The following is a 22,680-nucleotide window of genomic DNA, read 5'->3' on the forward strand; positions in this document are numbered from 1 at the left end:
CTCCCGGATACAGGCGCGTCTGTGACCGTCCCTCCCGGGTACGGCGCTCCGCCGCGGCGGGGCGCGCGGAAATCCGTTGGCGCCCCGGATAGCTGCTGACTACAATCGCGCGCCTGCCTGCCTCCCGTCAGGGGAGCGCCGCCGTCCGGTCGGAAACCGGTCGGCCCTTCGCACCACGCCGTCGCACGCCGTCGCGCCGTCCACGTTCTCCGTCGCACGCCGCGCGCGCCACGTACCGAGGAAAGACCCGTCACCGGAGGCAAGCCGTGCCCTCGCACGCCCACCCGTCACCCGACCACCCCGGCCCCGCCGACCCCCTCCAGCGGGAGCGCGCCCACCTCGCCGCCTCCCGCGCCGCCCTGCGCGCGATGCGCGAGGACGCCCAGGCCCTGAACATCAAGGACGTCACGGCGAACTGGGTCAACGCCGAGGTCCTCCAGGGCGAGATCGACGCCCGCATCAAGGCCCTCGCGGACCTCTCCGGTACCCCGCTCTTCTTCGGCCGGCTCGACTACCTCCACGCCCCCGGCGTCGACCTCGCCGAAGGTGCCGACGGGGAGAACTTCTACGTCGGCCGCCGCCACGTCCACGACGCCGACGGCGACCCCATGGTCATCGACTGGCGCGCCCCCGTCTCCCAGCCGTTCTACCGGGCCTCCAAGAAGGACCCGATGGACCTCAAGCTGCGCCGCCGCTTCGGCTACACCGGCGGCGAGCTGACCGCCTACGAGGACGAGCACCTCACCGACCCGGCCGAGGCCGAGCGGACCAGCGCCCTCCTCCAGGCGGAGATCGAGCGCCCGCGCGTCGGCCCGATGCGGGACATCGTCGCCACCATCCAGCCCGAGCAGGACGAGATCGTCCGGGCCGGCATCGGCGGCACGGTCTGCGTCCAGGGGGCGCCCGGTACGGGCAAGACCGCGGTGGGCCTGCACCGTGTCGCGTATCTGCTCTACGCCCACCGGGAGCGGCTGGCCCGCTCCGGCACCCTGGTCATCGGTCCGAACCGCTCCTTCCTCCAGTACATCGAGCAGGTGCTGCCCGCCCTGGGGGAGTTGGAGGTCAAGCAGGCCACCATCGACGACCTCGTAGGCCATGTCGAGGTGCGCGGCACGGACGACGCGGCCACGGCCACGGTCAAGGGCGACGCGCGGATGGCCGAGGTGCTGCGCCGGGCGGTCCGCTCGCACGTCATGCCGCCGCAGGAGCCCTGTGTGGTGGTCCGCGGCTCCCGCCGCTGGCGCGTCCCGGCCTACGAACTCCAGGAGATCGTCCAGGAGTTGCTGGACCGCGACATCCGCTACGGGGCGGCCCGCGAGGCGCTGCCGCAGCGGATCGCGCACGCGGTCCTGGTGCGGATGGAGCAGGCGGGCGAGGCGCCCGACGACCGGGTGCAGGACGCGGTGGCCCGCAATGCCGCGGTGAAGGCGGCGGTCAAGGCGATCTGGCCGCCGGTCGATCCGGCGAAGCTGGTGCTGCGGCTGCTGAGCGACGCCGACTTCCTCGCCGAGCACGCGGCGGGGATCCTCACCGACGAGGAGCAGAAGACGATCCTGTGGCCGCAGCCCGGATCGGGAAAGAGGGCCCCGCGCAGCGTGAAGAGCGCCAAGTGGTCGTCGGCGGACGCGGTGTTGGTCGACGAGGCGACGGACCTGGTGACCCGTACACACTCGCTGGGGCATGTGGTCCTGGACGAGGCGCAGGACCTGTCCCCCATGCAGTACCGCGCGGTGGGCCGCCGCTGCAGTACGGGCTCGGCGACGATCCTGGGCGACATCGCCCAGGGCACCACCCCGTGGGCGACCGACACCTGGGAGCAGGCGCTGGCCCACCTGGGCAAGCCCGGTTCCACCGTGGAGGAGCTGACCCAGGGTTTCCGTGTGCCGCGCGAGGTCATCGCCTATGCGTCCCGTCTGCTGCCGGTGATCGCGCCCGACCTGACGGAGGCCACGTCCATCCGCGAGTCGGCGGGCGACTTCGAGATCCGGTCGGTGCGGCCCGCCGACCTGGCCACGACGGTCCTCGCGGCCTGCCGCGATGCGCTGGCCAAGGAGGGCTCGATCGGCCTGATCGCCGCGGACGCCCGTGTTCCGGTGCTGCGCACGGCACTTGAGGAGGCCGGCATCGCCTGTCTGCCCCCGGGTGCGGAGACCTCGGCCGACGCCCGGCTGACGCTGGTGCCGGCCACACTGGCCAAGGGCCTGGAGTACGACTACGTGGTGCTGGACGAGCCGGCGGCGATCGTGGACGGCGAACCGGACGAGCGGACCGGCCTGCGCCGCCTGTACGTGTGCCTGACCCGACCGGTCTCGGGCCTGACGATCGTGCACGCGGCGGAGCTGCCGGAGCGGCTCACCGACGGCTGAGGGCGGCTGACGGCGGCTGACAACGGCTGACGGCGGCGGGGGTGTCACACGAGAGCGGTGCGGGGGCGCACGCCGTACAGGCGCCGCCCCCGCACCGCCGGTCACCACTCAGGACACGGTCTGGCCCGGCAGCACCTGGATGCCGGTCTGCTCGCGCGGGGCGAACGGCGCCTGCCGGTCGCCGGTGCCGCGATAGACGTACGAGGTGCCGTCCGGCGCGGTGGCCAGGAGGTCGGCCCGGCCGTCGGTGCCGGCGTCGCCGATGCCGGTCAGCTGGGTGTAGCCGCCCCAGCCGGCGCCGACCCTGACCCGGCCCTCGAACGTGCCGTCACCCTTGCCGGGATACAGCCACAGCACCCCGTCCTTGTCCCGGGCCACCACGTCCCCCGCGGGCCCGCCGGCCACGTCGCCGACCGAGACGATCCGGTCGTAGACCTGCCAGCCGCCGCCGATCCTCACCCGGGGCGCGAACGGCGCCCGCCAGCTGCCGGTGCCCTTGTAGAGCCAGAGCACCCCGTCGGAGTCGCGGGCCAGCAGGTCGCCGCGGCCGTCGCCGTCGAGGTCGCCGCCGCCGGTGAGCTGGGTGTAGCCGCCCCAGCCGGCGCCGACCCTGATCCGGGCGTCGAAGGTGCCGTCCCCCTTGCCGAGGTACAGCCACAGCACCCCGGACCGGTCCCGCGCGACCACGTCGCCGTGCACCGCGCCCGCGACGTTCCCGACCGCCGTGACCTGGTCGTAGACGTCCCAGCCGCTGCCTATCCGGGCCGCGTCCCGGCTCTTGAGCCGCGCCGTGTCGGGATCGGTGTAGGTGTCCTGGCGCTCCAGGTCTCCCGAGCCGTCGCGCAGCAGCAGGTCCGGGGTGCCGTTGTCGGTGTAGTCGTGCGGGGCGGGCGGGCGCGCGACCGTGAAGGCGCCGTCGGCGGTGAGGACCGGGCCGATGCCGTTGCGCGGCTTGGCGGTCAGCGTCCAGGTGTAGCCGCCGTTGGGGGCGGCCAGGTCGGGGGCGTAGGAGGGGCCGAGCAGGCCGTCCCAGTCCAGGTCCACCCAAGTGGGCCCCGGGGCCTCCCACTTGGCGGGGTCGATCCGGAGGTCGAAGGTGCGCCGGGCGCCGGAGGCGGTGTGGCGCAGGGTGACGGACACCTCGGCGTTGCCGTGCGACAGCTGCCAGCGCGGCCGCCAGTGGCCCTTGGCCGGCTCGGCCACGGCCGGGACCTCGCTGCCGACGAGGGCGAGCCCCGTCCGCTCGCCGGTGCTCGCCACCAGCTTGGCGACGGGGGCGCCGTCGGCCCCGGGGGCGACGCGGTAGAGCCCCTCCCCGTTCTCCACCGTGCCGCCCATCACCAGCAGTCCGCCGTCCGGGGCCGGGGTGACGGAGGAGGCGTGTTCCAGCACCTTGCGGGCGGTGCCGCCGCCGATCGGCACGGCCCGGAAGGACGCCTGGCCGCTGTCGCTCCCCTCGTTGGCCCGCCAGGCGTTCCCGTACAGCGCCCAGTCGCCGGCCAGGCCCACGAGGGGGGTGATGACGCCGGCGAGGTCCGTGCTCCAGCGCCGCTGGTCGCCGCCGAGCGCCTTGGTGCGCAGGGAGGTGGTGGCGTCGCCCATGAACAGGCCGCCGGCGAGCGCCATATGACGGCCCGACACCGCGGCGACGGTCGGGAAGCCGCCCACCATGCCGCGGCCGGTGACGACCTTGGCGGAGGCCAGGTCGGCGACGGTGTACTCCTCCATGCCGTGGTCGTCGACGCCGTCCGGGGTGGCGGAGTACCGCAGCACGACGGAGTCGCCGAAGCCGGACGCCACGTCGACGTCCCGTGTGCCGTCGGGCAGGCCGGTGATCTCCCGGTCGGTGACCGTGCCGCCCGCGGCCTCCAGGACGTGCGCCCGCACGGTGCCCTTGTCGCCCCGCTGGTAGGCGAGGACGCGCGAGCCGACGGTGCCCAGATAGTGGTAGCCGTACGCGGTGAGGTCGATGAGAGCGGACGTCCCGCCGGCCATGTCCCGCAGGGTGATCTTGCGGGAGGCGCCCATGACCGGATCGTCCCCGAGGGCCACGACGTCGGAGGCGGTGCCGTGCGTGGTGTCGTAGGAGGTCCGGGGGTCGTCCTGGGCGAGTTGGGTCGTGACGCCGTCGGCGTAGCGCGTCCACAGCACCTGGTGCCGGGGGTCCACGGAGAGGAAGCCGGTCCGGCCGGCGCTGACGATCTCGGAGCCGGCGGCGATCTTCAGCAGCTGAGCGGGGGCCCCGGTGGCCGTCGCGGCGGGGCCGGCGGCGACGGCGGGCACGACGAGCGGACCGGCGGTGACCGCCAGGGCCAGTGCGACGGCTCCGGTGACGAGCCGGCGCGAACGGCCGGACGGCCCCGGCGTGCGAGGCCGTCGAACTATGGCGGATCGGGTCATCTGCCCTCCTGGCGATGCGTGGTGCGGCCGGAGGGCGGCCAGGAGGGAACTGCCTCCCCGAGCCGACGAATTGGTCCCCCCATGCCGATTCGCGCGAATCCTACCAACGGGTAGGTCTGGCGCGCTTTCCCTTTTTCCGCACCAGCTCGGGTTATGGGCACCAGCTCGGGTTATGGGCGCTATCTCGGGGTTTTGTGGCACTGTCTCGGGTTTGCCGTGGGTCCGCGGGACCGGGGGCACGTCCGCGGGACCGCCAGCGTCCCTAGATCGGCGCCACCACCGGGGCGTCCAGCGCCGCCCGCCACTCCCGCACCGCCGCCGCGTCCACCGGCGCGCTCCACCCACCGGGGCGGGCCGCGCCCCCGATGTGGAACGCGTCCAGCCCGGCCGCCCGCAGCTCCGGCAGGTGCGCGAGGGTGAGCCCGCCGCCCACCAGGATCCGCGGCGCGTACCCGGGCTCGTCCGCCGCCGTGCGCGCCTGCTCGGCGACCAGCGTCGCCAGTCCCGCGCCGACCCCGTCCGCGGCACCGGCGGTCAGATACGTGTCGAGGCCGGCCGCGCCGGCGAAGCCCGCCAGTTCCCGGCGGAGCGCGTCCCGGTCGGCGGCCCGGTCGATGGCCCGGTGGAACGTCCACCGGCACCCGTCGAGCACCTCGGCCAGCGCCGTGACCGCCGCGAGGTCCGGCCGCCCCTCCGGCGTCAGGAAGCCCAGGACGAACTCCTCGGCGCCCTCCGCGCGCAGCGCCTCGGCCGCCCCGCACAGCGCGGCCACGTCGCCCGCGTCGCCCGCCGCGAAGCCGTCGGAGGCGCGCAGCATCACCCGCAGCGGGATGCCGACGGCCGCCCGGACCGCGGCGAACGTGGCGCGCGGCGGGGTCAGCCCGTCCGCCGCCATGTCCGCGACCAGTTCCAGGCGGTCGGCACCGCCGGCCTGCGCGGCGACCGCGTCCTCGGGACCGAGCGCGATCACCTCCAGGAGCGCGCGCTGATTCATACGACCCAACCTTCCGCTGACGAATGACATGGCCCAGGTGACGAACGACGTGGCCCAGGCGCGCGGGGCGGGCGGCCGGAACGGCACCGGGCACTCGCGCCCCGGCCGGCCCCCAACCCACACCACACAGGTCTAGTCCAATACCCACCCTAAGCGCTCCTCGACCACCGCACCCGCACCCGGCCCGCGACGCGGCCGAAATCCACCCCCGGCGCCCCCGTCACCCCCTCTGCCGTCACCCCGAAACCGCCTCACGACGCGCGTGTGGATCAGCCCTCACATGGGTAACACGCCTTTTCCATAAGGGTGTTGCGCCTGTTCCCCGCACACCCGTGGTGCCGAGCACGGAGAGTCCGGATGTCCGACCTTGCAACCGTATCCGCTGAAATAGCCCCGTATCTCGCCCTGGCGGCCAACAGCCTGGGCACCTCCGTCCTCACCGCCACCCAGGACCGGATCGCCGAACGCACCGTGGCCGCCGGCGAGGGCTTCTTCCGCCGCCTGCTGCACCGCCGCAACGGCAGCCCGGCCACCCTCGGCGACGACACCACCCGGCCGCTCCTGGACACCGACCGCGCCGACGCCCTCGACCGGCTGCTGGCCACCCTCGACGACCACGACCGCCGCACCCTCGCCGCCGCCCTCACCGCCTGGCTGGACTCCCCCGCCGCCGACCGCGACGCCGCCGGCTTCCGCGAGCACGTCGCCCGCGCCGCCACCGGCCCGCGGACCGTCCACCACCACGTCACGGCGACCGGCGACCACTCCCTCGCCGCCGGCGAGATCCACGGCAACATCACCATGGGAGGCACCGCGCACCCCCGGGACGACACATGACCCCCCGGAGACCGCCCCGGCCCGACCCGGAGCACCTCCACCACCCGGAACGCCTCCCCGACACGGGACACGGCCACGACCCGGGGCGCCTCCACGAGCCGGCGCAGATCCACAACGACGCCACCGCCCACGGCGACCACTCCATCGCCGCCGGCACCATCCGGAACGTCTTCATCCGCTGGGCCCTGCACCCCAGCGCCCGCTGGCTGCCCCTGCTCCTGGCCTGCGCCGCCCTCGTCGTCGCCGGCACCACCTGGCCGGACGGCCCCGCGTCCCAGTACGTGCTGTGGGGCACGCTGGTCGCCGTCTCCGTCGGCGCCGCCACCGCCCGCGTCCTCGTCCAGCGCCCGCGCGGCGCCCGGATCGTCGCCGCCCTCTCCCTCGCCTCCCTCCTGGCCACCGTCGGCGGCTGGCTGGCCTTCCGGGACGTCGTCGCCCACGGCGAGATCGACGCCACCGGCAAGATCACCACGGCGGCACGGGACCTGCCCGACGGCGCCCGTTTCACCCTGACCCTCGCCGTCGCCCCCGGGGAGGCCCGCGACGCCCTCCGCCTCACCCTGGCCATCGACGACCACGACCCCGCGGCCCCGGCCTGCCGCCCGGTCACCGCCGTCGCGCTCACCGCACCGCCCCCCGGCCACGCGGCCACACCGGATTCCGTCCACGACGGCGGCACCTTCGACATCCCCCTGGACCCGCAGGCCCGCACCGTCCGCATCGGCCTCACCCTCCACACCGACCGCGGCTGCCGCATGGACGTCAGGACCACCGGAGCCACCCTCCACGACACCTGACCCACCCCCCGCGCGGCGGAGGAACGACACCACCCCGCAGCCGGCGACGAAAAAGAGCAACAGAAAACGGGGACCCATGACCACACGCCTCACCGGAATCGCGGCCCTGCTCGCCCTCGCCGCATTCACCGCGACCGCCTGCGGAACGAACGCACCGCCGTCCCTCTTCGCCAAGGGACAGGTCTCCGTCGGCGTGAAAAGCGACCAGCCCGGCACCAGCTATCTCGACAGCTACGACTTCCGCGGCTTCGACATCACCGTCGCCCGGCAACTCCTCAAGAAACTCCACACCGAACCGAATTTCACCGCCGTACCCTCCGAACGCCGCACCACCGCCGTCACCGAAGGGCGCCAGGACCTGGTCATCGCGACCTTCTCCATCACCGACCAGCGCAGCCGGGACGTCGACTTCGTCGGCCCCTACGCCATCACCCCGCAGGGCGTCATGGTCCGCAAGGACGACCACCGCATCAGGACCCTCGCCGACCTCCGCGGCAAATCCGTCTGCGCCTGGTCCGGCACCACCTCGGGCATCGCACTGCAGAAGATCCCCGGCCTCGTCTTCTCCGCCAAGAACACCGCCGACGGCTGCGTCAGCGCCCTCGAAAACCACGAAGTCGACGCGGTCTCCACCGACACGATGATTCTCCACGGCTTCACCCAGAGCAAGCAGTACCCGAACCTGAAGGTCGTCCCCGGCATCGACATCGACTCCACCAACCGCTACGGAATCGCCATGCAAAAGGGCCACCGTGAAGACTGCCGGAAACTCCGCGACGCACTGCGCGACTACCTCAACAGCAGCGACTGGAAAAGGGACTTCACCACCGAACTCCCCGCCATCCCGCAGGCCGACGCCCACTGGGAGGCGCACTACAAACCCAGCGCGGACGACCTCGACAAATACTCCTGCCGCGACAAGTCAGCCCCGTGACCCGGCACAATGACGCCCATGACCGACTCCCGCCCCGACCTGGCCGCCCGCTGGGCCGCCACCGTGGCCCGGGCCCGCGGCACCCAGGAAGGCCCCGCCCCCGCCCCGTACGCGGACAACCTCCTCCGCCGCTGGGCCGAGCCGCAGCGCCGCTACCACACCACCGACCACCTCACCGCCGTCCTCGACCGGATCGACGAACTCGCCGCGCACGCCGACGATCTGCCCGCCGTCCAGCTGGCCGCATGGTTCCACGACGCCGTCTACCGGCCCGACCGCTCCGAGAACGAGGAACGCAGCGCCGCCCTCGCCGAACGCGCCCTCCCCGAACTGGGCATCACCGAGGCGCGCACCGCCGAGGTCGCCCGCCTCGTCCGCCTCACCGTCACCCACGACCCGGCCCCCGGCGACCACGACGGCGCCGTCCTGTGCGACGCCGACCTGGCCGTCCTGGCCGGCTCCCCCGACGCCTACGCCGCCTACGCCGCCGCGGTCCGCGCCGAGTACGGCTTCGTCCCCGACCCGGACTTCCGGGCCGGCCGCGCCGCCGTCCTCCGCCAACTCCTCGCACTCCCCCGCCTGTTCAGGACCCCGACGGGCCACGACCGCTGGGAGGCACCGGCCCGCCGCAACCTCGCCACGGAACTCGCCCTCCTGGAGAGCGGGGGCGGGGGCACCCTCGGGGCGGCACCTGATCGGGACACGGACTGATCGACAGACCGGCAGACCGGCAGACCTGTCCAGGACACCGTCCGACTACCTGCCCCACCGGGCCCCGGGCGCGGCCCCCACGTGGCGAACGCCACCCCACCGACCGGGAATGTCAGCACCCATCCCCCTGTTGGTACCTGTCATGCACCAGCGAGTTCATGCTCTCCGGCATCCTCCAGCCGCTCGCCCGCGACCTCGGGGTCTCCATCCCGCAGGCCGGTCTGCTGGTCTCCGCCTTCGCCATCGGCATGGTGGTCGGCGCCCCCGTACTGGCCGCCGCCACGCTCCGCCTCCCCCGCCGCACCACCCTCATCACCCTGCTCGCGATCTTCGGCCTCGGCCAGGCCGCCGGCGCCCTGGCGCCCTCCTACGCCGTCCTCTTCGCCTCCCGGGTGATCAGCGCCCTGGCCTGCGCCGGCTTCTGGGCGGTGGGCGCGGCCGTGGCCGTCTCGCTCGTCCCGGTGACCGCCCGGGCCCGCGCCATGGCCGTCATGGTCGGCGGACTGAGCATCGCCAACATCGCCGGCGTCCCCGCCGGCGCCCTGCTCGGCCAGCACGCCGGCTGGCGCGCCGCCTTCTGGGCGGTGGCCGCACTCTCCGTGCTCGGCCTCGTAGGCGTCATCGCCCTCGTCCCGCGCACCGAGGTGCCCACCGGCGAGGACCGCCCCCGGCTCCGCCGCGAACTGACCATCTACCGGGACAAGCAGGTCTGGCTGGCACTGATCGCCACCGCCATGAACGGCGCCGCGGTCTTCGCCCTCTTCTCCTACCTCTCCCCGCTGCTGACCGACACCGCCGGCCTCGCGGAGAGCTGGGTCCCGACGGTGCTCGCCCTCTTCGGCGTCGGCGCGCTGATCGGCACGTTCATCGGCGGCCGGATCGCCGACGCGCACCTCTTCGGCACCCTCTTCGGCGGCATCTCGGCCTCCACCGCCGTCCTCGCCGTCCTGGCGCTGACCGCGCACAGCCCGGTCGCCGCCGTCGCCCTCTCCCTCATGCTCGGCGTCACCGCCTTCACCACGGCCCCCGCGCTGAACGCCCGGATGTTCAACGTGGCGAACGCCGCCCCGACCCTCGCCGGCGCCACCACCACGGCCGCCTTCAACATCGGCAACACCCTCGGCCCCTGGCTCGGCGGCCTGGCCATCAGCGCCGGCTGGGGCTACCCCGCCGTCGCCTGGACCGGTGCCGCCCTCGCCGCCGTCGCCGTCCTCACCACCGCCCTCGCCTTCCGCCTCCACCGCGCCTCGGCCCACTCCCGCGTCGTCGCGTCCTCGGCCCCGGCCGCCGACGCCGCGTCCGTCACGAAGTCCGCCGCCCGCTCCCCGGAGGTCGCCGAACGCCCTTGAGGCCACCGAACGCCCTCAAGGGCGGCGAACGCTCCTGAGGGCGGCGCCCCCCTGAGGGCGATGCATGCAACCGCCCGGCGTCCACGAACGTCGTTCGCACATGCGCTTACTCCGCGGAGCCCTCGCCCCGTCACGGCGGGGGCTCCGCCGCCAGGAAGCTCCTCGGCGGCCCGGTGACCTGCACCCCCGCCCCTCACCGCCCCTTCGGCCGCCGCAGCCCCGCCTCCGTGAGCCGGCGGACCAGCTCCTTGGAACCGACCGCCACCGCTCCCGCCCGCACGGCATCGTCATACCGCTCGGACGGCAGGTCGTAGTGGTCGCGCTCGAAGGCCCGTCGCGGCGCGCCGAGCGCGGCCGCGAAGCGGTGCAGTTCGTCGAACGACCGGTCGCTCACCAGGTGCGACCACATACGACCGTGCCCTGGCCATATGGGCGGGTCGACGTAGATCGTCACCTCAGCCCTCCGCCGGCGCGCGCAGCCGCCCGACCGGGGCGACGGCGACCGCCGTCTTCGGACACACCCAGTGCGGATCCGGACCCAACTCCGGCTCCACATCGAGCGCATGAGGATCCCCGGACTCCGTGCACACCGGGCACAGCGGCCAACGGCCGTACCGCTCCAGCAGCGCGTCCTGGACGTCCTGCGCTATCAGCCCCGCGACGAACGAGGCACCCTCAGGCCACTGCTCCACCCACCATCGGCGATGCGTGACCGCATCCTCGACGAGCGAGACGATCTCGGCGTCCGCTACGTCATCTGCCATCAGGTCGGCGAGCACCAGCGCCCGCGCGGCGTGCAATGCCTGTTCCAGCTCCATGACCTCATTCTCGCGCGCAGCCACCGACCGACCGACTTATCCACAGGCAGACCGCCACGCGATCCGCGTTCCCCCCTCCGCCTGTCCACCCGCCCCATCCGCCCGTCGACCTATCCACAGGCTTCACGCAGGGGATTGACGCGCTCCCAGAGCTGAAAATACCTTTCAGTCATGAACAGCGGACTGAAGGAAACTTTCACCGGCCCCGGACAGACCACTCCTCCCACATCGCCACCGACCCCACCGGCCCCGCCCCCACCCGCGGCCCTGGCCGCCAAGGTCCGCACACTCGCGCCGACGATGACCCGCTCCATGCAGCGGGTCGCCGAGACCGTCGCCGGCGACCCTGCCGGCTGCGCCGCCCTCACCGTCACCGGCCTGGCCGAGCGCACCGGCACCAGCGAGGCCACCGTCGTCCGCACCTCCCGCCTCCTGGGCTACCCCGGCTATCGCGACCTGCGCCTCGCCCTCGCCGCGCTCGCCGCACAGCAGGAGGCCGGTAGCGCCCCCGCCGTCACGGCGGACATAGCGGTCGACGACTCCCTCATCGACGTGGTCGCCAAACTCGCGCAGGAAGAGCAGCAGTGCCTCGCCGACACCGCCGCCGCGCTGGACGTCACCCAGCTCGAAGCCTCCGTCGCCGCCCTCGCCTCCGCCCGCCGCATCGACGTCTACGGCATAGGGGCCTCCAACCTCGTCGCCCAGGACCTGGTCCAGAAGCTGCTGCGCATCGGCCTGATCGCCCATGCCCACTCCGACCCGCACCTCGCCGTCACCAACGCCGTGCAGATGCGGGCACGCGACGTGGCCATCGCGATCACCCATTCCGGCCGCACGACAGACGTCATAGAGCCACTGCGCGTCGCCTTCGACCACGGCGCGACGACGATCGCCATCACCGGCCGCCCCGACGGCGAGATCGCCGCCTACGCCGACCACATCCTGACGACCTCCACGGCCCGCGAGAGCGAGCTGCGCCCCGCGGCCATGTCCTCCCGCACCAGCCAGCTCCTCGTCGTCGACTGCCTCTTCATAGGCGTCGCCCAACGCACCTACGAGACCGCCGCCCCCGCCCTCTCCGCCTCCTACGAAGCCCTCGCCCACCGCCACAACCCCCGCCACTGATCCACCAACCTGCACCCAACTATGGGCAGTCGTGCCGCCGGGACGGCACGGGTGGGCACAGCGGCACCCCCACCAGCAAGCAGCCGAGCGCAAACCCCCGTCACCCCCACCGCATACAGCCGACCACGCCGCAGCACACCCACGCAGGCCAGGCACCCACCACCCTGCCCCATCCCATCCCAGCGCGTCCCGCCCCGCCCCGAGGAGCCCCACCCATGCCACCCAGCGACCCCAACTACTCATCCCTCCGTACCCAGTTGGCAACCCTCACCACAGAGGAATTCCGCCCCGACCTCGCCAACATCGATTGCCGCCCCACCCTGGACATCGCCCGTCTGATGAACGACGAGGACACCACCGTCCCCGCCGCCGTCGCCGAACGCCTCCCCGAGATCGCCGCCGCCATCGACGCCACGGCGGCCCGCATGGCCCGCGGCGGCCGCCTGATCTACGCCGGCGCCGGTACGGCCGGCCGCCTCGGCGTCCTGGACGCCAGCGAATGCCCGCCGACCTTCAACACCGACCCTTCGGAGATCCTCGGCCTGATCGCCGGCGGCCCGTCCGCACTGGTCACCGCCGTCGAGGGTGCCGAGGACAGCAAGGAGCTGGCCGCCTCCGACCTCACCGCCCTCGCCATCGCCGACCGCGACACCGTCGTCGGCATCTCCGCCTCCGGCCGCACCCCCTACGCCATCGGCGCCGTCGAGCACGCCCGCGCCATCGGCGCCCTCACCATCGGCCTGTCCTGCAACGCCGATTCCGCCCTCGCCGCGGCCGCCGAGCACGGCATCGAGATCGTCGTCGGGCCCGAGCTGATCACCGGCTCCACCCGCCTCAAGGCCGGTACCGCCCAGAAGCTCGTCCTCAACATGATCTCGACGATCACCATGATCCGCCTGGGCAAGACCTACGGGAATCTGATGGTCGACGTCCGCGCCTCCAACGACAAACTGCGCGCCCGCTCGCGCCGCATCGTCGCACTCGCCACCGGGGCCACCGACCTGGAGATCGAGGCCGCCCTCACCGAGACCGACGGCGAGGTGAAGAACGCCATCCTCGTCCTGCTCGGCGGCGTCGACGCCCACGAGGCCGCCCGCCTCCTCAACACCACCAAGGGCCACCTCCGCACCGCCCTCCAATCCACCCCCACCCAAACCACCTGACCCAACATCAACCAGCCACCGCAGCCGAAGCAGTACATCGGCTCCTGCACCGACTGCACGGTCTCCAACCACCCCAGCCACCTCCCCCTCCCCACACCACCCCTCCCCATTGCTCACACCACCCCTACCTCCACCCCCACAGCAAGGCGCCACACATGACCGAAGACAAAAACCGCGCCACCGCCGCCGCCCTCCTCCCCCTCGTGGGCGGCGCCGACAACATCACCTCCGTCGCCCACTGCATGACCCGCCTCCGCCTGGGCATCAAGGACCACTCCCTGATCCAGGAAGACGCCCTCAAAGCACTCCCCGCCGTCCTGGGAGTGGTCGACGACGACACCTACCAAATCGTGCTCGGCCCCGGCACCGTCGCCCGAGTAACCCCCGAGTTCACCCACCTACTGGCCAAGGCCACCGCCACCACCCCCAGCGAAGCCCCCCAACGCCAAACCCCCCGATCCAGTGACACTCCACAGAAACAAATCACGCTCCGTAACCGTTGCCGTAACAAGGAAAAAGGCGGCGCCCCCACGGCCCCCGCAAACGCCACCCCCACCCACCCCCACAACCCACACACCCCACGCCCCACCACCCCCGCCCCTCAGACAACCCCCACCACCCCGACCACCCCGCCCACCAAGTCGACGGCGGAGGCGCCCACCCCCGCCCCAACCGCCAACAGCACCCCCCGGCCCCCCACCCCCACTCCTACCCCCACCACCGCCCCCGCCTCCGCCTCTGACCTGGCCGCCCAAGGCGCCGCCCTCAAGGCCCGCCAAAAGGCGCGCAATGCCACCCCCGTCAAGCTCTTCCTCCGCCGCATCGCCAACATCTTCGTGCCGCTCATCCCCGCCCTGATCGGCTGCGGTATCATCGCCGGCCTCAACGGCCTGCTCACCAACGCCGGTTGGCTCCCGTCCCTGGTCCCGTCGATGACGGCCATCGCCTCCGGCTTCATGTCCCTCATCGCGGTCTTCGTCGGCTACAACACCGCGAAGGAGTTCGGCGGAACCCCCGTCCTCGGCGGCGCGGTCGCCGCCGTGATCGTCTTCCCCGGCATCGCCAACGTCACCGCCTTCGGCCAGAAGCTCGCCCCCGGCCAGGGCGGCGTCCTCGGTGGCCTCGCCGCCGCCCTCCTCGCCGCCCACGTCGAGAAGCAGCTCCGCAGACGCGTCCCCGAGGCCCTGGACGTCCTCCTCACTCCCGCCCTCACCGTCCTCCTCACCGGCCTGGTCACCGTCTTCGGCCTGATGTACGCGGCCGGCGAGGTCTCGCAAGCCATCGGCACCGCCGCCGACTGGCTGCTCGCCCACGGCGGCGCGCTCGCCGGCTTCCTCCTCGGCGGGCTCTTCCTGCCCCTCGTCATGCTGGGCCTCCACCAGGCCCTCATCCCCATCCACACCACCCTGATCCAACAGCAGGGCTACACAACCCTCCTGCCGATCCTCGCCATGGCCGGTGCAGGCCAGGTGGGAGCTGCACTCGCCCTCTACCTACGCCTCCGCCGCAACCACTCGATCCGCACGACGATCCGCTCCGCCCTCCCCGCGGGCTTCCTGGGCGTCGGCGAGCCCCTGATCTACGGCGTCTCGCTGCCCCTCGGCCGCCCCTTCATCACCGCCTGCGTCGGAGGCGCGTTCGGCGGCGGCTTCGTGGGCCTCGTCAATCAACTCGGCGACACCGTCGGCTCCACCGCCATCGGCCCCTCCGGCCTGGCCCTCTTCCCCCTGGTCAAGGGCAACCAGGCGCTAGGCACGACGATCGCCGTCTACGCCCTCGGCCTCCTCGTCGGCTACGCGGTCGGCTTCGTCGCCACCTACTTCTTCGGCCTCAGCAAGCAGCAGCGCTCGGACCTCAACGCGGCCACCGAGGCACCGCAACCAGACGCCGACGCGGCCACCCTCGACGGCTCCCGGCGAACGGACCCGGACGCCCGCAACGCCGCGCTCGAAGGCGTCGGGTAACCGGCCCGAGGCCCAAGGCCCCCGCGACGCTCCCGGCTGGGCCAAACCGGCCTGACGCTCGGTGAGCGCCTCCGCCGCCGACTTGGTCCGCGGTCGACTGCGCGTCCCCGTGGGCGATTGCTTGGCCCCGTGGGCGATTGCTTGTCCTCGCCGCCGTAGTGGCCGTAGGGGTGGGCTGGAGCGGCCATAGCGGCGCATTGGCTGCCGGAGCACGCCGGGCCGGTCGTGCCGCCGCCCCACCACGTCGTAGCCGCGTCGAGCCGACCACGTCTTGGGGGTGTGTTGTGTTGGGGGCCGGTTGGTTGTGTTGGAGGTCAGGGTGCTCAACCAGGGCCCCAGACCGGATCGGCCTGGCCCAAGCAGACCGGACCGGCCTGCTCAGGCTGATCGGATCGGCCCTGGCCCGGGTGACGGTCAAACGGCCACGCTCGGACCTGCATGCCGGACCTCCGCGCCCGGACTGGCACATTCGGGAGTGCCGCTCTGCGGACCGGCTCGCTGCGAATCGCCACGCCGCCCGCCGGCTCACTCCGGGCCAGCCGGGTCAGCCGGCTCACTCCGGGCCGGCCGGCTCCCATCCCGCTCGTCCCGAAGTACCCGGCTCCTGTCCCGAAGTACCCGGCTGTCCCGAGGTACCTGGCTCCTGGGTGGCCGTTCCGGGGACGCCCGCGCTCGGAGCAGCTGGCTGCCGAGCTGCCTGCCCCGTGTTTGTTGCACCGCGGACGCCCGGTTCGGGAGCGCCCAGCCCCCGGGCCCCCAGCCCAGGGCCAGAGTGCTCCCCGGCCCTCACCTCGGGCCCACCCTGCCCCTGGCCGGCGGCCTCAGAAGCGGTCGCCCCCTCCGGAACACCCGCCTGTGGAAGGCCCAGTTCAGAAGTGCCCAGTCCCGCAGCAGTGCCCGGTCCCGCAGCCTCCACCCCTGGCGTCCCCTGCTCCGTAGCGGTCGGACTCGCAGGAGTCGGACTGGCAGCGGACTGCTCCGGAGCAGGTGCACGACCATTCTCAGGTGCAGGGCCGTTCTCGCGTCCGGTAATCGATGCCTTCTCGTGGTGGGCCTCCTCGGGGTGGCGGGCGGGTGTGTCGTCCTCGTCGGCCGCAGGTGGCGTGTTCTCGTGGCCCGTAGGCGGTGCGTTCCCGTGGCCCGCGGGTGTGTTGTGGCAGGCGCGCCGGAGGCCCTCCACGTAGCGGGCCCAGGGGCCGTCCCAGTGGCCTGCCCAGCGGCGACGGCGGCGTGCCGAGCGGCCGAGTGCCCCGGCCAGCAGAAGGAACCACACACCGACGAGGGCCAGGTGGACGCGCTGGGGGACGCCGTGCCAGCCGGGGTGACCGATGAGCGGGCCGACGGTGAGGATCGCGGCGGGCATGGCGACGGCCAGGACGCGCGGACCCCAGCGGCGGACCGCCGGCATCGGGGGACGCTGCACGGCGGCCGCGCGGCTGAGGAAGGCCATCGAGGCGAAGAGGAAGAAGTGTGCGAAGGCGCTGGTGGCGGTGTGCCAGGGGTGGACGGCCAGACAGCCGCGTTCCACCGAGGGGGCGCAGGCCATGGGGAGCAGGACGTCGGCCAGTGAGGAGAGTCCGAGGCCGACCAGCGCGAGCCAACCCGTACGGGCCCAGCGGCCGTGGCCGGAGGGTGTGCTGCGGGCGAGCAGGGCGCCGCCGATGACGAGGAGCGCGCAGCCGGCTTCCAGGGCGCCGAAGAGGCGGCGCATCGGCTGGTCGGCGGCGTAGAGCTCGCTGACGTAGGAGTGGCGGGGGTCGAGGCCGGTGGGGAAGGCGAATTCCAGCGGCCACCAGTTGTAGAGCAGGGCGGCGACGGCGAAGAGGACGGCCGCCGCCGCCTCCCGTCCGGCGTAGCGGGTGGTGGGGGCGACCACGGGCTCGTAGACGGTGCGGGCACCGGGCCTCGTGTGGTTCGGGACGTTCGGCACGGGCGGGTCCTGTTCCGGGTGGGGTCGGGGGCCAGGTCCGAGGTTCTCCCCGCCAGGGCCCGCCAGGTTGGCGCGCCGGTCGGAGGCGCGCCGGGCAGCCACTCGACAGGGCGAACCGATCCCCCGTTCGCGGGAACCGCCCGGGGGACGCAGGGACGGCACTGAGGACGCCATCGCGGACGCCGGAACGGCACCAGGGGCCGAGCCCCGAATCGAACCGGGGACCCGACCAAGGACCCAGCCAGGGACCCAGCCGGGGACCCAGCCGGGGACCCAACCAGGACGAAACCACGCACGACACCGGCGGCACAAAGGTCTCGTAGGACACACAGGACTCACAGGACTCACAGAGCCCGTGGAACACATGGGGCACACGAGGCGCATAAGACGCATCGCCCCCGAGCCCCGCCCCCCAAAAACGCCGCCGGGGCGGTACCCCCTGGGAGAGGGGGTACCGCCCCGGCGAACGGAACGGACGTTGATCGACCGGCGGACGGGGCCGCGGTGGATCAGAAGTCCATGTCACCGCCCGGCATGCCGCCCGGAGCGGCCGCGGCGGCCTTCTCCGGCTTGTCGGCGATGACGGCCTCGGTGGTGAGGAAGAGCGCCGCGATGGAGGCGGCGTTCTGCAGCGCGGAGCGCGTCACCTTGGCCGGGTCGATGATGCCCTCGGCGATCATGTCGACGTAGTCGCCGGTGGCGGCGTTGAGGCCGTGACCCGGGGTCAGGTTGCGCACCTTCTCCACGATGACGCCACCCTCGAGGCCGGCGTTCACGGAGATCTGCTTGAGCGGGGCCTCCAGGGCCAGCTTCACGGCGGCGGCACCGGTGGCCTCGTCGCCGTCCAGCTCCAGCTTCTCGAAGACCGAGGAAGCCTGCAGCAGGGCCACGCCACCGCCGGCGACGATGCCCTCCTCGACGGCCGCCTTGGCGTTGCGGACGGCGTCCTCGATGCGGTGCTTGCGCTCCTTGAGCTCGACCTCGGTCGCGGCGCCGGCCTTGATGACGGCCACGCCGCCGGCCAGCTTCGCGAGGCGCTCCTGGAGCTTCTCGCGGTCGTAGTCCGAGTCGCTGTTCTCGATCTCGGCGCGGATCTGGTTGACCCGGCCCTGGACCTGCTCGCTGTCGCCGGCACCGTCGACGATGGTGGTCTCGTCCTTGGTGATGACGACCTTGCGGGCGCGGCCCAGCAGGTCGAGACCGGCGTTCTCCAGCTTGAGGCCGACCTCCTCGGAGATGACGGTGCCACCGGTGAGGATGGCGATGTCGCCGAGCATGGCCTTGCGGCGGTCACCGAAGCCCGGGGCCTTGACGGCGACGGACTTGAAGGTGCCACGGATCTTGTTGACGACGAGGGTCGACAGGGCCTCGCCCTCGACGTCCTCGGCGATGATCAGCAGCGGCTTGCCGGACTGCATGACCTTCTCGAGGAGGGGCAGCAGGTCCTTCACGTTGCTGATCTTGGAGTTGACGATGAGGATGTAGGGGTCCTCGAGCGCCGCCTCCATGCGCTCCATGTCGGTCGCGAAGTACGCCGAGATGTAGCCCTTGTCGAAGCGCATACCCTCGGTGAGCTCCAGCTCCAGACCGAAGGTCTGGGACTCCTCGACGGTGATGACGCCTTCCTTGCCGACCTTGTCCATGGCCTCGGCGATGAGCTCGCCGATCTGCGGGTCGGCGGCGGAGATGGACGCGGTGGAGGCGATCTGCTCCTTGGTCTCGATCTCCTTGGCCTGGTCGAGCAGGGCACCGGAGACGGCCTCGACGGCCTTCTCGATACCGCGCTTGAGGGCCATCGGGTTGGCGCCGGCGGCGACGTTGCGCAGACCCTCGCGGACCAGCGCCTGGGCGAGGACGGTCGCGGTCGTCGTGCCGTCACCGGCGACGTCGTCCGTCTTCTTCGCGACCTCCTTGACCAGCTCGGCGCCGATCTTCTCGTACGGGTCCTCCAGCTCGATCTCCTTGGCGATGGAGACACCATCGTTGGTGATCGTGGGGGCGCCCCACTTCTTCTCAAGGACGACGTTGCGGCCCTTGGGGCCGAGGGTGACCTTGACGGCGTCGGCGAGCTGGTTCATACCGCGCTCAAGGCCGCGCCGCGCCTCCTCGTCGAACGCGATGATCTTGGCCATGTGAAGTGGTCCCTCCGGACTGATGGGGGTACCCCCTGCCCGAACAAGTGTGACGAGCTGGGGGAGGAAGCTCCGGACCGCGCTGGCGCCCGCGACGGACGGCCCACATGCCCTGTGGTTCCTTGCCCCACCTGGCGTGCCGGCCTCACCGACCCGGTCCACATTCAGCACTCTCACGGGGAGAGTGCTAACGCAATGATTAGCACTCGCACCAGGCGAGTGCAAGCGGCTTGGAGGATGTCTCCCGGTGGGGTGCGGTCGATTGCGGGCCGGCGGACGGGAGTGACCGCGGGCGGCCGTGCACCCGTGAGACGGCCGTCTCACGCCCCCATGCATGCCCGCGTACACCGGGCCCCACGCCCGTCACGGCCGGCCTGGACCTGGCCGACTCATGCGCGCCCCGCGCGCCGGGCCCCACGTCGAATGCGGGACCGATGGGTCCCCTCCACCTCCACCGCGCACGCCCGCGCGCAGGCGTCCCAACGGGCCCCAACGACCCCAACGCGCCCCCTTTGACAGCGGGACGCAGCGGGACACAGGCAGGCCCCCTCCCCCATGCGCGCCCGTCTACACCCGCGGGCGCCCGCGTGCGGGGCGGCGGTCATCACGGGAGAAGGGCGCACGGGAGACAAGCCGCGCGCCCACCTGGCGCGGCACGGACCGATACGCCGGCCCCCGCCGGGCGCCCGGCACAACAGACGACAGCGCAACCGCACGACAACGCGCCGGCACGACAGAAGGCCCGCAGCCCCGTTCACCGGGGTTGCGGGCCTTCCGCCGACGATGCAGTCGGCCGCCGCCTCAGGCGGTGACCCGGACCATGTCCGCCTGTGGCCCCTTCTGGCCCTGCGAGATCTCGAACTCGACCCGCTGACCCTCCTCAAGGGTGCGGTAACCGTCCATCTGGATCGCGCTGTAGTGGACGAATACATCCGCACCACCGTCGACCGCGATGAAGCCGTACCCCTTCTCCGCGTTGAACCACTTGACGGTGCCCTGAGCCATGCCTAACTCCCCTATTACTGGCCCTTGCGCAGGACCGCACTTCGCGGACCCGGGTCAGACCTCACCCCCGGGAATGGCCCGTGGGGTGTGCGCCGGAACGCGTCGACCGCCGCTGAATGTATCTGGACCAATGCCCAGCGCAACAGGTCAATCGGACGAGAATTCCGGCACCGGGGAAACGGCCGTATACGCTCAAATGGCGTTATTGCAGCCCGATTCGGGCCGGGAATATGCCACACAACCGACAAAACGCGCACACAACTTGCGCACAAGTCACCGCGATCTCATATGCGTTCGGCATGTACGCGGAGATAACCGGAGGGGAATCGCCCCAATGGTATCCCCTTTCACGACACGGAATTGCCCCGTCCGTTTAGGTCGGACGGGGCAATTCCAGTCAGCGCAGGGAAGAGTTGGCGCAAATGCGATCCGTGTCGATCGTGCCGTTCCGCGTCGAGCGCCCTCGGGCGGGTCAGCAGCCTCCTGCCACCGCCGGGATGATGGAGACGCCCGCCCCGTCCGGGGTCGGCGTCTGCAGGCCCTGCTCGAAGCGGACGTCGTCGTCGTTGACGTAGACGTTCACGAAGCGGCGCAGCTTGCCGGCGTCGTCGAGCACCCGGGCGGCGATGCCCTGGTGGTTCTTCTCCAGGTCGGCGATCACCTCGGAGAGGGTCGCGCCCTCGGCGGTGACCTCGGCCTCGCCGCCGGTGTACGTGCGGAGGATGGTGGGGATGCGGACCTTGACGCTCATGGTGGATGCCTCCGGGGCTACGGGAGTGGGAGTCGGGGGGCGGGCGGGGCCGGGCTCAGCCGGCCAGGCCGGCCGCGCGGAACGCGTCCAGGTCCGGCCGGATCGTGGCGGTGGGCCCGGCGGCGACGGCGTCGAGGGTCTTCAGGCCGTCACCGGTGTTCAGCACCACGGTGGTCAGTGACGGGTCCAGGATGCCGTTCTCGATGAGCTTTCTGGTCACGCCGACGGTCACGCCGCCCGCGGTCTCCGCGAAGATCCCCTCCGTGCGGGCCAGCAGCCTGATCGCGTCCACGATCTGCGGGTCGGTGACGTCCTCGACGGCACCGCCGGTGCGGCGCGCGATGTCGAGCACGTACGGGCCGTCCGCGGGGTTGCCGATCGCCAGGGACTTGGCGATGGTGTCCGGCTTCTGCGGCCGGACGACCTCGTGGCCGGCCTTGAAGGCCGCGGAGACCGGCGAGCAGCCCTCGGCCTGGGCGCCGAAGATCCGGTACGGCTTGTCCTCCACGAGGCCGAGGGCGATCAGCTCCTTCAGCGCCTTGTCGATCTTGGTGAGCTGGGAGCCGGAGGCGACCGGGATGACGATCTGGTCCGGCAGCCGCCAGCCCAGCTGCTCGCAGATCTCGTACGCCAGCGTCTTGGAGCCCTCGCCGTAGTAGGGGCGGAGGTTGACGTTGACGAAGCCCCAGCCCTCGCCGAGCGGGTCGCCGATGAGCTCGGAGCAGAAGCGGTTGACGTCGTCGTAGTTGCCGTCGATGGCGACGAGGTCGCCGCCGTAGACCGCGGCCATCACGACCTTGCCGGGCTCCAGGTCGTGCGGGATGAAGACGCAGGACTTGAGGCCCGCGCGGCGTGCCGCGGCGCCGACCGCGCCCGCCAGGTTGCCGGTCGAGGAGCAGGAGAGGGTGGTGAAGCCGAAGGCGCGGGCGGCCTCGACGGCGATCGCGACGACCCGGTCCTTGAAGGAGTGGGTGGGGTTGCCGGAGTCGTCCTTGACGTACAGGCCGCCGGTGACGCCGAGCTCGGCGGCGAGCCGGTCGGCCTGGACGAGCTTGGTCCAGCCGGGGTTGAGGTTGGGCTTGTCGGCCACGTCGGCGGGGACGGGCAGCAGCGGGGCGTAGCGCCAGATGTTGGCGGGGCCGGCCTCGATCCGGCGCTTCAGCTCCTCGCCGCTGGGAAGTTCGTAGGCGACGTCGAGAGGGCCGTTGCGATCCTCAGCCACGGGGTGTGACTGCCGTTCAGTCCAACGGTACGCGATCTCCAGCGGACCGAAGCACTCCTGGCAGGCGAAGAGCGGGCTGAGCGGAAAGCGCTGTCCGCACTCGCGACACGAGAGCGCGACGGCGGGGCCGAGAGCTACGGCGGAAGTGGGTTCGATTGCTTGCACAGCCATGGAGGCGAGGC

The 22,680-nt window shown here is 72.4% G+C and carries 18 protein-coding genes; 9 read left to right on the forward strand and 9 right to left on the reverse strand.

Going from position 1 to position 22,680, the window contains the following annotated elements; translation table 11 throughout:
• Positions 1–266 precede the first annotated feature (266 nt).
• The gene (locus ACRAS8_RS14485) at positions 267–2,366 is read left to right on the forward strand and encodes a HelD family protein (RefSeq protein WP_438486470.1); all 2,100 of its coding nucleotides are present in this window, start codon (positions 267–269) and stop codon (positions 2,364–2,366) included.
• A gap of 108 nt (positions 2,367–2,474) precedes the next feature.
• Here the strand turns inward: ACRAS8_RS14485 and ACRAS8_RS14490 are convergent, their stop codons facing one another.
• Both ACRAS8_RS14490 and ACRAS8_RS14495 read right to left on the reverse strand, forming a co-directional pair.
• The gene (locus tag ACRAS8_RS14490) at positions 2,475–4,766 is read right to left on the reverse strand and encodes an FG-GAP repeat domain-containing protein (protein ID WP_438486471.1); all 2,292 of its coding nucleotides are present in this window, start codon (positions 4,764–4,766) and stop codon (positions 2,475–2,477) included.
• A 262-nt stretch (positions 4,767–5,028) separates the two neighbouring features.
• The gene (locus ACRAS8_RS14495; protein WP_438486472.1) at positions 5,029–5,760 is read right to left on the reverse strand and encodes a copper homeostasis protein CutC; all 732 of its coding nucleotides are present in this window, start codon (positions 5,758–5,760) and stop codon (positions 5,029–5,031) included.
• A gap of 357 nt (positions 5,761–6,117) precedes the next feature.
• Between ACRAS8_RS14495 and ACRAS8_RS14500 the strand changes: the two genes are divergently transcribed.
• From ACRAS8_RS14500 to ACRAS8_RS14520, 5 genes are all read left to right on the forward strand, one after another.
• The gene (locus tag ACRAS8_RS14500) at positions 6,118–6,597 is read left to right on the forward strand and encodes a hypothetical protein (protein ID WP_438486473.1); all 480 of its coding nucleotides are present in this window, start codon (positions 6,118–6,120) and stop codon (positions 6,595–6,597) included.
• A complete protein-coding gene (locus ACRAS8_RS14505; RefSeq protein WP_438486474.1) occupies positions 6,594–7,394 on the forward strand; it encodes a hypothetical protein in 801 nt (266 codons plus the stop codon). The genes ACRAS8_RS14500 and ACRAS8_RS14505 overlap by 4 nt, the downstream gene beginning before the upstream one ends.
• Positions 7,395–7,470: 76 nt before the next feature.
• Positions 7,471–8,328, forward strand: a complete 858-nt coding sequence (locus ACRAS8_RS14510; protein ID WP_438486475.1) for a transporter substrate-binding domain-containing protein — start codon at positions 7,471–7,473, stop codon at positions 8,326–8,328.
• A gap of 18 nt (positions 8,329–8,346) precedes the next feature.
• Positions 8,347–9,039: an HD domain-containing protein gene (locus ACRAS8_RS14515; protein ID WP_438486476.1), complete on the forward strand. Its 693-nt coding sequence runs from the start codon at positions 8,347–8,349 to the stop codon at positions 9,037–9,039.
• A 137-nt stretch (positions 9,040–9,176) separates the two neighbouring features.
• Positions 9,177–10,388, forward strand: coding sequence for a Cmx/CmrA family chloramphenicol efflux MFS transporter (locus ACRAS8_RS14520; protein ID WP_438490485.1), 1,212 nt, complete (start codon positions 9,177–9,179; stop codon positions 10,386–10,388).
• A gap of 193 nt (positions 10,389–10,581) precedes the next feature.
• Here the strand turns inward: ACRAS8_RS14520 and ACRAS8_RS14525 are convergent, their stop codons facing one another.
• Together ACRAS8_RS14525 and ACRAS8_RS14530 are read right to left on the reverse strand one after the other, a co-directional pair.
• The gene (locus tag ACRAS8_RS14525; RefSeq protein ID WP_438486477.1) at positions 10,582–10,842 is read right to left on the reverse strand and encodes a DUF4031 domain-containing protein; all 261 of its coding nucleotides are present in this window, start codon (positions 10,840–10,842) and stop codon (positions 10,582–10,584) included.
• 1 nt (position 10,843) lies between these two features.
• On the reverse strand, positions 10,844–11,206 hold the full coding sequence (locus tag ACRAS8_RS14530; protein ID WP_221906147.1) for a hypothetical protein: 363 nt from the start codon (positions 11,204–11,206) through the stop codon (positions 10,844–10,846).
• A 171-nt stretch (positions 11,207–11,377) separates the two neighbouring features.
• On the opposite strand from ACRAS8_RS14530, the gene ACRAS8_RS14535 reads away from it, so the two are divergent.
• The 3 genes from ACRAS8_RS14535 (at position 11,378) to ACRAS8_RS14545 (ending at position 15,458) form a co-directional block, all read left to right on the forward strand.
• Positions 11,378–12,331, forward strand: coding sequence for a MurR/RpiR family transcriptional regulator (locus tag ACRAS8_RS14535; RefSeq protein ID WP_438486478.1), 954 nt, complete (start codon positions 11,378–11,380; stop codon positions 12,329–12,331).
• Between the two features lie 215 nt (positions 12,332–12,546).
• Positions 12,547–13,494: an N-acetylmuramic acid 6-phosphate etherase gene (gene murQ, locus ACRAS8_RS14540; RefSeq protein ID WP_438486479.1), complete on the forward strand. Its 948-nt coding sequence runs from the start codon at positions 12,547–12,549 to the stop codon at positions 13,492–13,494.
• A gap of 155 nt (positions 13,495–13,649) precedes the next feature.
• The gene (locus tag ACRAS8_RS14545) at positions 13,650–15,458 is read left to right on the forward strand and encodes a PTS transporter subunit EIIC (protein ID WP_438486480.1); all 1,809 of its coding nucleotides are present in this window, start codon (positions 13,650–13,652) and stop codon (positions 15,456–15,458) included.
• A gap of 553 nt (positions 15,459–16,011) precedes the next feature.
• Here the strand turns inward: ACRAS8_RS14545 and ACRAS8_RS14550 are convergent.
• The 5 genes from ACRAS8_RS14550 to thrC form a co-directional block, all read right to left on the reverse strand.
• Positions 16,012–17,388: a DUF998 domain-containing protein gene (locus ACRAS8_RS14550; RefSeq protein WP_438486481.1), complete on the reverse strand. Its 1,377-nt coding sequence runs from the start codon at positions 17,386–17,388 to the stop codon at positions 16,012–16,014.
• Between the two features lie 509 nt (positions 17,389–17,897).
• Positions 17,898–19,520, reverse strand: a complete 1,623-nt coding sequence (groL, locus tag ACRAS8_RS14555; RefSeq protein ID WP_018540079.1) for a chaperonin GroEL — start codon at positions 19,518–19,520, stop codon at positions 17,898–17,900.
• 801 nt (positions 19,521–20,321) lie between these two features.
• Positions 20,322–20,525 (reverse strand): cold-shock protein, encoded by a 204-nt coding sequence (locus tag ACRAS8_RS14560; protein WP_004986573.1) that lies wholly within the window; start codon positions 20,523–20,525, stop codon positions 20,322–20,324.
• Positions 20,526–20,997: 472 nt separating this feature from the next.
• Positions 20,998–21,276, reverse strand: a complete 279-nt coding sequence (locus tag ACRAS8_RS14565; protein ID WP_385861534.1) for a MoaD/ThiS family protein — start codon at positions 21,274–21,276, stop codon at positions 20,998–21,000.
• 55 nt (positions 21,277–21,331) lie between these two features.
• A complete protein-coding gene (gene thrC / locus ACRAS8_RS14570; RefSeq protein WP_438486482.1) occupies positions 21,332–22,669 on the reverse strand; it encodes a threonine synthase in 1,338 nt (445 codons plus the stop codon).
• Positions 22,670–22,680 lie beyond the last annotated feature (11 nt).

The organism is Streptomyces sp. S186 (genome assembly GCF_051603415.1).
In the GTDB taxonomy this organism is placed as follows: Bacteria; Actinomycetota; Actinomycetes; order Streptomycetales; family Streptomycetaceae; genus Streptomyces.